We start from the raw sequence: 7,483 nt of genomic DNA on the forward strand, positions 1-7,483 counted from the left end.
CCGGCGCCATCCCCTCCAGCAGCAGCCGGATCACCTCGATCAGATCGGCCCGCCCCGGCCCGATGCCCGCCTCCGCCCGCGACAGCTGCAACAGCCGCTCGACGATCCCGCCAAGCCGGCTCAGCGCGCCGGTCAGCTGCCGCGCGGTATCGGGCCCGGCCGTGCCCGCCGCCAGCAGCTGCGCCTGCGCCGAAGCCGCGGCCAGCGGCGTGCGCAGCTCATGGGCGGCATGGCCCGCGAAGGCGCGCTCCGCCACCAGAAGCGCCTCGATCCGCGCCAGGTAGCCGTTCAGCGCCGCGGGCAGCGGCGTGAGCTCGGCGGGCAGCCCGTCGTCGGGCAGGGGCGAGAGGTCCTGCGCCGCGCGCCCCGCCACCCGCGCCGCGAACCGCCGCGCCGGAGCGAGCCCTCCGCGCACGGTCAGATGCAGCGTGATCGCGAACAGCGCGAGGAACGGCAGCACCAGCCAGACGAAGGCCTGCCCGGTCTCCCACAGCTCGTCATGGCGCCATTCGCCGCTCTGGCCAAGCTCCACCACGATGCCGCGCGCCGGGTCCGAGCGGCGCATCACATGCCAGCCCGCCCCCTCCCAATGGCCATCGCGCGCCAGCGCGGGCCAGGGCGCCGCGCGCCGCTCCACGCCGCCCACCACCACGCGCGCGGCCTCGTCCTCGCCCACCGGCAGCCGCCCGCCGCCCCCCGCCCGCAGATATTCGAGCGCGATCCGCGACTGGCTCTCCAGCGCCTCGTCCAGAAGCTCGTTCATCTCATGCGCAATCACGAACAGCCCGGCGCCGATCACCAGAAACCACCCGAGCCCGAGCGCCAGCGTCAGCCGCCGCATGAGCCGCCCCGAGAGCGACCAGCCCGTCATGGCACCAGATACCCGAGCCCGCGGCGGGTCTCGATCAGTGCCGCGCCAAGCTTGCCGCGCAGCCGCGAGACATAGACCTCCACCGCATTCCCGGCGATCTCCGCATCGAAATCATAGAGCCGCTCCTCCAGCTGCGCGCGCGAAAGCACATGGCCGCGCGCCGCCAAGAGCGCATCGAACACCGCCCATTCGCGCGAGGTCAGGCGGATCTCCTCCGCGCCGCGGTGGACCCGGCCGCGGGCGCGGTCGAGGCGCAGCCCGCCGAGGCCGAGCTCGCTTTCCGGCGCGCCCTGCGCCCGCCGGGCATGGGCGCGCAGCCGCGCCGACAATTCGCCGAGGTCGAACGGCTTCACCACATAATCGTCCGCCCCCGCATCCAGCCCGGCGATGCGGTCGCTGATCTGGTCCTGCGCGGTGGCGATGATCACCGGGGTACGGTCGCCGCGCCCGCGCAGCGCGCGCAGCAGCTTCAGCCCGGAGCCATCGGGCAGGTTCAGGTCCAGGATCACCGCATCGAAGCCCACCACCGCCAGCGCATCCTCGGCCTCGGCGCAGCTATAGGCCATATCCACCGCATGGCCGCCTGCGCGCAGCGCGCGCGCGACGGCCTCGGCCAGATCGGCGGTATCCTCGACGAGCAGTACTCTCATGGCGCGATCCTATCCGCAGCCCCCGGGCGGCCGCGAGGAAAATATGCGGCTGTAAGGCTGCTGCAAGACTGGGGCGCGAAACGATCCGCATCGCAACCGCATCCATGGAGGACCTGATGCGTATCCTGACCCTGACCGCCATCCTGCTGGCCACTGCCGCGCCGGTGCTGGCTTCGCCGAAATGCACCGCGCCGAAAGAGCAATGGCGCAATGTCGAGGAGCTGAAGACGCAGCTCACCTCGAAGGGCTGGACGATCAAGAACGTGAAGGTCGATGAGGGCTGCTACGAAGTCTATGGCAAGGACGAAAACGGCAAGAAGGTCGAGATCTATTTCGATCCGGTGAGCTTCGAGGCGGTGGGCTCCGATGACTGACAGCCGGACGCAGGCCCCGGCCGTCCGGGTCTGGGATCCGTTCGTCCGCATCTTCCACTGGTCCCAGGCCGCGCTGATCGCCGCGGCCTGGCTGACCGCCGACGACTGGAAGGCGGTGCATGAGCGGGTGGGCTATACCATCGCCGCGCTGGTGGCGCTGCGGCTGGTCTGGGGCGTCGTCGGGACGCGCCATGCCCGGTTCAGAGATTTCGTCCGTGGGCCGCGGGCGGTGCTGGGCTATCTGGCCGATCTCGCCCGCGGGCGCGAGCGCCGCTACCTCGGGCACAATCCGGCCGGGGGCGCCATGATCGTGGCGCTGCTGGCCACGGTGGCCGTGACCACGCTCACCGGCTGGTTGCAGACGACCGATGCCTTCTGGGGCGACGAACTGATGGAAGACATCCACAAGGGCGCCGCCACGCTGATCCTCGTCCTCGTCGCCTTCCATCTGGGCGGCGTCCTTTATGAAAGCCTGCGCCACCGTGAGAACCTGGTGGCGGCGATGATCCATGGCCGCAAGCGCCTGCCGGAGATCCGCAAACCGTGACCTTCCCCTTTGTGGCCCTGCTGCGGCGGCTGGCCCTGATCCTGTGCGCGGCGGCGCTGGCGGCCGCGGCCTGGCCCGTCTGGCTGCAATGGCAGGGCAATTTCCACGAGGTCGCGCCGGGCGCGCTCTATCGCTCGGCGCAGCCCGATGCGGCGGCCCTGCGCGCGGCACAGGCGCGCTACGGCATCCGCAGCGTGCTGAACCTGCGGGGCCAGCAGCCCGACAGCGCCTGGTACCGCGCCGAAATCGCGGCTTCGGCGCAGCTCGGGCTGGTGCATGCCGATCTCGGGCTCGCGGCCGAGCAGGCCCCCGACGCGGCGACGCTGGTGCGGCTCGTGGCGCTGATGCGCAGCCTGCCGCAGCCGGTGCTGATCCATTGCCGCAGCGGCGCGGACCGGACCGGGCTTGCCGCCGCGCTCTATATGGCGGCGGTGCTGAACCGGGCGCCGCAGGAGGCCGCGGCGCAGCTCTCCTTTGCCTATGGCCATGTATCGCTCTCCTGGCTGTCGCGCGCGGCGGCGATGGACCGGGCCTGGGCGCGCTGGGCCGGGGGCCAGCCGGCGGCGCCCGCGCTGCGCCTGGCCCGCGCGGCGCCTGATTAAGCTGCGCTGCATTTTAGTACGGATAATGAAGTTATACTAAATCCCGAAGACGCGGCCCCGCGCCGCAGCGAAGGCGCTTCGCGCCGCCACGATCCGCTGTAAGCTCGGCGCAAGCCAGCCGTGCGAGTCGTCCCTACGACCAGACAAGAGGTAAGCCATGACCACGAAGACCGGTTACAGCCATCTGCAGATCCTGCTGCATTGGGCGATCGCCCTGCTGATCCTGTTCAACTATCTCTACAGCGAAGGCATGGGCCGCGCGCTGGATGCGCGGCTGGAAGGCGCGCCCGCGCCCGCGCTGGACATTGCCCCGGCGGTCCATGTCTGGGTGGGGGTCGCCGTGCTGGTGCTGGTGTTGCTGCGGGCGCTCCTGCGGCTGACCACGGGGGCGCCGGACGCGGGCGGCACCGGCCTGATGCAGCGGGCCGCGGGCTGGGGGCACCGGCTGCTCTATGCGCTGATGCTCGCGGTGCCGGCCTTTGGCGGGATTGCCTGGTTCGGCGGGGTGGATGCGGTGGCCGATCTGCATGCGCTGCTGGCCAATGTGCTGATGGTGGTGGCGGGCGGGCATGCGCTCATCGCGCTCTATCATCAATATGTGCTGAAGGATCGGCTGCTGCTGCGGATGATGCGCCCGGGCCGGTCCTGATCCGGGGCCTGTGGTGGGACGCGACTGGCCGAAGATCGCCTTGCTTGCGTTGGCGCTGTCCGGGTTGATCTCGGGCGGCGCGCTTTGGCTTTTCGGGGCCGGGGAGTGGGCGGGGCGGCTCTGGGCGGCGGGGGTGGTTCCGGTTCTGGCGGCGCTGATCCTCGAAATCTTGCGCAGCCTGCGGCGGGGCGAGGTGGGGCTCGATATCGTCGCGGCGCTGTCGATGTCGGCGGCGCTGCTGTTCGGCGAGAGCCTGGCCGCGGCGGTGGTGGCGGTGATGTATTCGGGCGGCACCTTCCTCGAGAGCTTTGCTGAGGGGCGCGCCCGGCGCGAGATGCGCGATCTGCTCTCGCGGGTGCCGCGCAGTGCCACGCGCTATCATGAGGGCCGGTTCGAGGAGGTGCCGCTCGCGGCGATCGCCCCGGGCGACAGGCTGTTTATCCGGCAGGGCGATGTGGTGCCGGTGGACGGGCGGGTGGCCTCGGTGCGGGCACTCCTGGATACGGCGGCGCTGACGGGAGAATCCCTGCCCGTGCGGCTGAGCGAGGGCGCCGAGGCGCTGAGCGGCTCCACCAATGCGGGCGAGGCCTTCGACCTGATTGCGCTGCGCGCGGCGCAGGAGAGCACCTATGCCGGGATCGTGCGGCTGGTGGAGGCGGCGCAGCGGGCGAAGGCGCCGATGTCGCGGCTGGCGGACCGCTGGTCCCTGGGTTTTCTGGCGGTGACGCTGCTGATGGCGGGCGCGGCCTGGGCGGCGACCGGCGATCCGATCCGGGCGGTGGCGGTGCTGGTGGTGGCGACGCCCTGCCCGCTGATCCTTGCGGTGCCGGTGGCGTTGGTGGCGGGGCTGTCGCGGGCGGCGCAGTTTGGCGTGCTGGTGAAGGGGCCGGCCGCGCTGGAGGCGATGACGCGGGTGCGCACCGTGGTGCTGGACAAGACCGGGACCCTGACCGAGGGGCGGCCGCGGATCGTCTCGGTGGAGGCGCGGGGCGGGCTGGAGGAGAATGCGCTGCTGCGGCTCGCGGCGGCGCTGGACCAGGCCTCGGAGCATCCGGTGGCGCAGGCGCTGGTGGCTGCGGCGCGCGCGCGCGGGCTGGATCTGCCGCTGCCCAGCGAAATCCGCGAGGTGCCGGGGGAGGGTGTGATCGGGCTGGTCGAGGGCTGCCGGGTGGCCGTGGGCGGGCAGAGCCTGGTGGCGGCGGGCGAGGCGGTTTCGGTGAGCGCGGGGCAGGTGCAGGTGGCGGTCTCCTGCGATGGGGCGATGGCCGGGCATATCGTGATGGCGGATGGGCTGCGCGAGGGCGCGCGCGAGATCCTGCAGGGGCTGCGGGCGCAGGGGGTGAGCCGGATCCTGCTGGCGACCGGGGACCGGCGCGCGGTGGCCGAGCGGGTGACCGAGGGGCTGGCGCTGGACGGGATCCGGGCCGACCTGAAGCCAGAGGACAAGGTGCATATCGTGCAGCAGGAGCATGCCCGCGCGCCGGTGATGATGGTGGGCGATGGCGTGAACGATGCGCCGGCGCTTGCGGTGGCCGATGTGGGCGTGGCGATGGGCGCGCGCGGCACGGCGGCCTCGGCGGAGGCGGCGGATGTGGTGCTGCTGGTGGACCGGATCGACCGGCTCGGCGCCGGGATCGGGGTGGCGCGGGAGGCGCGCCGGATCGCGCTGCAAAGCGTGGTGGCGGGGATCGGGCTTTCGGTGCTGGGGATGGCGGCGGCGGCGCTGGGGCTGCTGAGCCCGGTGCAGGGCGCGCTGCTGCAGGAGGCGATTGATGTCGCGGTGATCCTGAATGCGCTGCGGGCGCTGCGAATCACTCCGGAGACACCGATGCTTCCGGCTGCGGCGGAGCCGGTTCGGGCGCAGGCGGTGGAAATCGCCTGACCAAGCCTGTTGCGCGAATATCTAAAAATGCATATATTTTGGTGCGGCGTTCTGCCGCATCTGAGCGGCCGGGGCCGCTGCGGCAGCCTAGGCCAGCGTGGGCTGGAGCGGGTCTGGATCCGGATGGCAGCGATGCCCGGCAGGAGGCCTGCGCCCACCGCGGCGCGGGCAGCGGGAAGGCGCCGACGGATCGGCTCGATTCCGCCAATACCATTCAAATGCTCGATTTTCTTGCGCTGCAGCTGTATCGGCGGGATTGATTTCGAGGGGCAGATCCGGTTTTTCTCACAGTCAGGCGTCGGACGGGAAACACCCCTGCCTGCCGATTCTGCGATCCGAAATGATCGACCCGCACCCGTTTTTCGGGGCGAAGCAGCCTTTTGTGCGATGCACCTGCATCCACGGTTATCCCCTGGCGAGGGGATTCCGGGGCACCAATGAATATTAACATATTGTTAACTAGTTGGCCGCAGGTTTGCCTCAGCACCTGACGTGTTTGGATTCAATGAGGAAATCATGACCCTTGCGGAGAGGACCTTGGTCCTCGTTGCGATCATAGCCCTGACCGCAGCCGGAGATTATGCAATCAAGCATGCTTCTGGTCGTGAGGATCCGTTCGTGTCCTGGCAGTTCCTTTCGGGGATCGTCCTCTACGGACTGCCGGCGATCGGATGGCTTCTGCTGATGCGGGAATTCTCGCTGGCGCAGATCGGAGTGATCTACAGCTCCGCCACGATCCTCATTCTGACTGCGCTGGGTGTCTTCATGTTCGGTGAACAGCTCAACTCCAGGCAGATGCTCGGGATCGCAGCGGCGATCGCCAGCATCTGGCTCGTAACCTGATGCGGATCTGAAGTATGCTCGTAGTCCCACATTTCGTCGCCCGCAGCGCCATCCACGGCCTGGGCGTATTCGCGGCCAAGAAAATCGACAAGGGAGAGGTGGTCTGGCGTTTCGACCCCGATTTCGATGTCGAGATCCCCTATGATCTCGTCGAGCACTTCCTCGACGCCGATCGTGAAACCGTGCTTAACCACGCGGAATATATCCCCTCGAAGAATGCGTTCATTCTGGGCAATGATGCAGATATCTTCATGAATCACAGCGAGGCTCCTTCGCTGGTGGATGCAGGTGCGACGATGTACGCGGCGCGCAACATCCAGGAGGGCGAGGAACTGACCTGTGATTATCAGGTGGTGACAGTGCTTGGTTTTGACGGCGCCTAGGGGCCGGGCGGGAGTATCCATGCGCGGAAGCGGAAGACGTGTTCTCTACCAGATCATCGGCCTCACGGTCGGTGGCGTCTTCCTGTTCTCGCTGGTGCTCTGGACATCGGTGATCTCGATCGTCGAGGAGATGAACCAGAAGACCTTCACGGATTCGATCACCGCGGTAGAAAGCCGCGTGATGTCGATCCGCGAACAGGTGCGCCTGATCGCCTCGGATTATCACAACTGGAGCGATGTCTATGCCGCGGTGGAGCGCAAGGACATCCAGTTCATCTCCGACAACTACGGCATCACCGCCGCGCGCGGTGATGTGTTCGAATATGCCGAGATTTTCGATGGCCCGTTCGATCAGCCGATCGCCTGGACCGCCGGCAGCGGGCTGGATCCCGTGGACAGCTTCCTGCCGCCGCAGGTGCTGGAGCGGATCCTGGCGGAATCGCAGCTGCTGCCGATGGGTTACCGCAAGACCTTCGATTTCGTGACCTTCATCGACGGCAAGCTGGTGATGTTCTCGGCTTCTCTCATGCTGCCAGAGGATATCTCGAAGATCCGCGACGTGCCGGTGAGCGAGCTGGCCGGGGCGGCGGTCGGGAAGATCCTGACCTCGGACAAGCTCAAGGCGGTCGAGCAGGAGCTCAATCTGGCCAATCTGCGGCTGGAGCCCGCCGCGCCCGGAAAG

10 protein-coding genes are annotated in these 7,483 nt (G+C 68.8%); 8 read left to right on the forward strand and 2 right to left on the reverse strand.

Annotated features, from left to right (window positions below; all coding sequences use genetic code 11):
• Both ACOMG5_RS17160 and ACOMG5_RS17165 read right to left on the reverse strand, forming a co-directional pair.
• Positions 1-871: histidine kinase dimerization/phospho-acceptor domain-containing protein (locus ACOMG5_RS17160; protein ID WP_420345007.1), on the reverse strand; the 871-nt coding region annotated here is incomplete at its 3' end.
• Complete coding sequence (locus ACOMG5_RS17165; protein WP_420345008.1) at positions 868-1,521, reverse strand: response regulator transcription factor; 654 nt, start codon at positions 1,519-1,521, stop codon at positions 868-870. The genes ACOMG5_RS17160 and ACOMG5_RS17165, both read right to left, overlap by 4 nt.
• A 116-nt stretch (positions 1,522-1,637) precedes the next feature.
• On the opposite strand from ACOMG5_RS17165, the gene ACOMG5_RS17170 reads away from it, so the two are divergent.
• The 8 genes from ACOMG5_RS17170 to ACOMG5_RS17205 all read left to right on the forward strand — a co-directional run.
• Positions 1,638-1,895, forward strand: a complete 258-nt coding sequence (locus ACOMG5_RS17170; protein ID WP_420345009.1) for a PepSY domain-containing protein — start codon at positions 1,638-1,640, stop codon at positions 1,893-1,895.
• Positions 1,888-2,442 (forward strand): cytochrome b/b6 domain-containing protein, encoded by a 555-nt coding sequence (locus tag ACOMG5_RS17175; protein ID WP_420345010.1) that lies wholly within the window; start codon positions 1,888-1,890, stop codon positions 2,440-2,442. The genes ACOMG5_RS17170 and ACOMG5_RS17175 overlap by 8 nt, the downstream gene beginning before the upstream one ends.
• On the forward strand, positions 2,439-3,044 hold the full coding sequence (locus ACOMG5_RS17180) for a tyrosine-protein phosphatase (protein ID WP_420345011.1): 606 nt from the start codon (positions 2,439-2,441) through the stop codon (positions 3,042-3,044). The genes ACOMG5_RS17175 and ACOMG5_RS17180 overlap by 4 nt, the downstream gene beginning before the upstream one ends.
• A gap of 157 nt (positions 3,045-3,201) precedes the next feature.
• Positions 3,202-3,693, forward strand: a complete 492-nt coding sequence (locus ACOMG5_RS17185) for a cytochrome b (RefSeq protein WP_420345012.1) — start codon at positions 3,202-3,204, stop codon at positions 3,691-3,693.
• Between the two features lie 13 nt (positions 3,694-3,706).
• Positions 3,707-5,575: a heavy metal translocating P-type ATPase gene (locus ACOMG5_RS17190; RefSeq protein ID WP_420345013.1), complete on the forward strand. Its 1,869-nt coding sequence runs from the start codon at positions 3,707-3,709 to the stop codon at positions 5,573-5,575.
• A gap of 516 nt (positions 5,576-6,091) precedes the next feature.
• A complete protein-coding gene (locus ACOMG5_RS17195; protein WP_420345014.1) occupies positions 6,092-6,418 on the forward strand; it encodes an EamA family transporter in 327 nt (108 codons plus the stop codon).
• A 14-nt stretch (positions 6,419-6,432) separates the two neighbouring features.
• Positions 6,433-6,801, forward strand: coding sequence for an SET domain-containing protein (locus ACOMG5_RS17200; protein ID WP_420345015.1), 369 nt, complete (start codon positions 6,433-6,435; stop codon positions 6,799-6,801).
• Between the two features lie 19 nt (positions 6,802-6,820).
• Positions 6,821-7,483 (forward strand): hypothetical protein (locus ACOMG5_RS17205; protein ID WP_420345016.1); only part of this gene is annotated, 663 nt, incomplete at its 3' end.

It is taken from the genome of Paenirhodobacter sp. (assembly GCF_041916475.1).
Lineage (GTDB): Bacteria > Pseudomonadota > Alphaproteobacteria > Rhodobacterales > Rhodobacteraceae > Rhodobacter.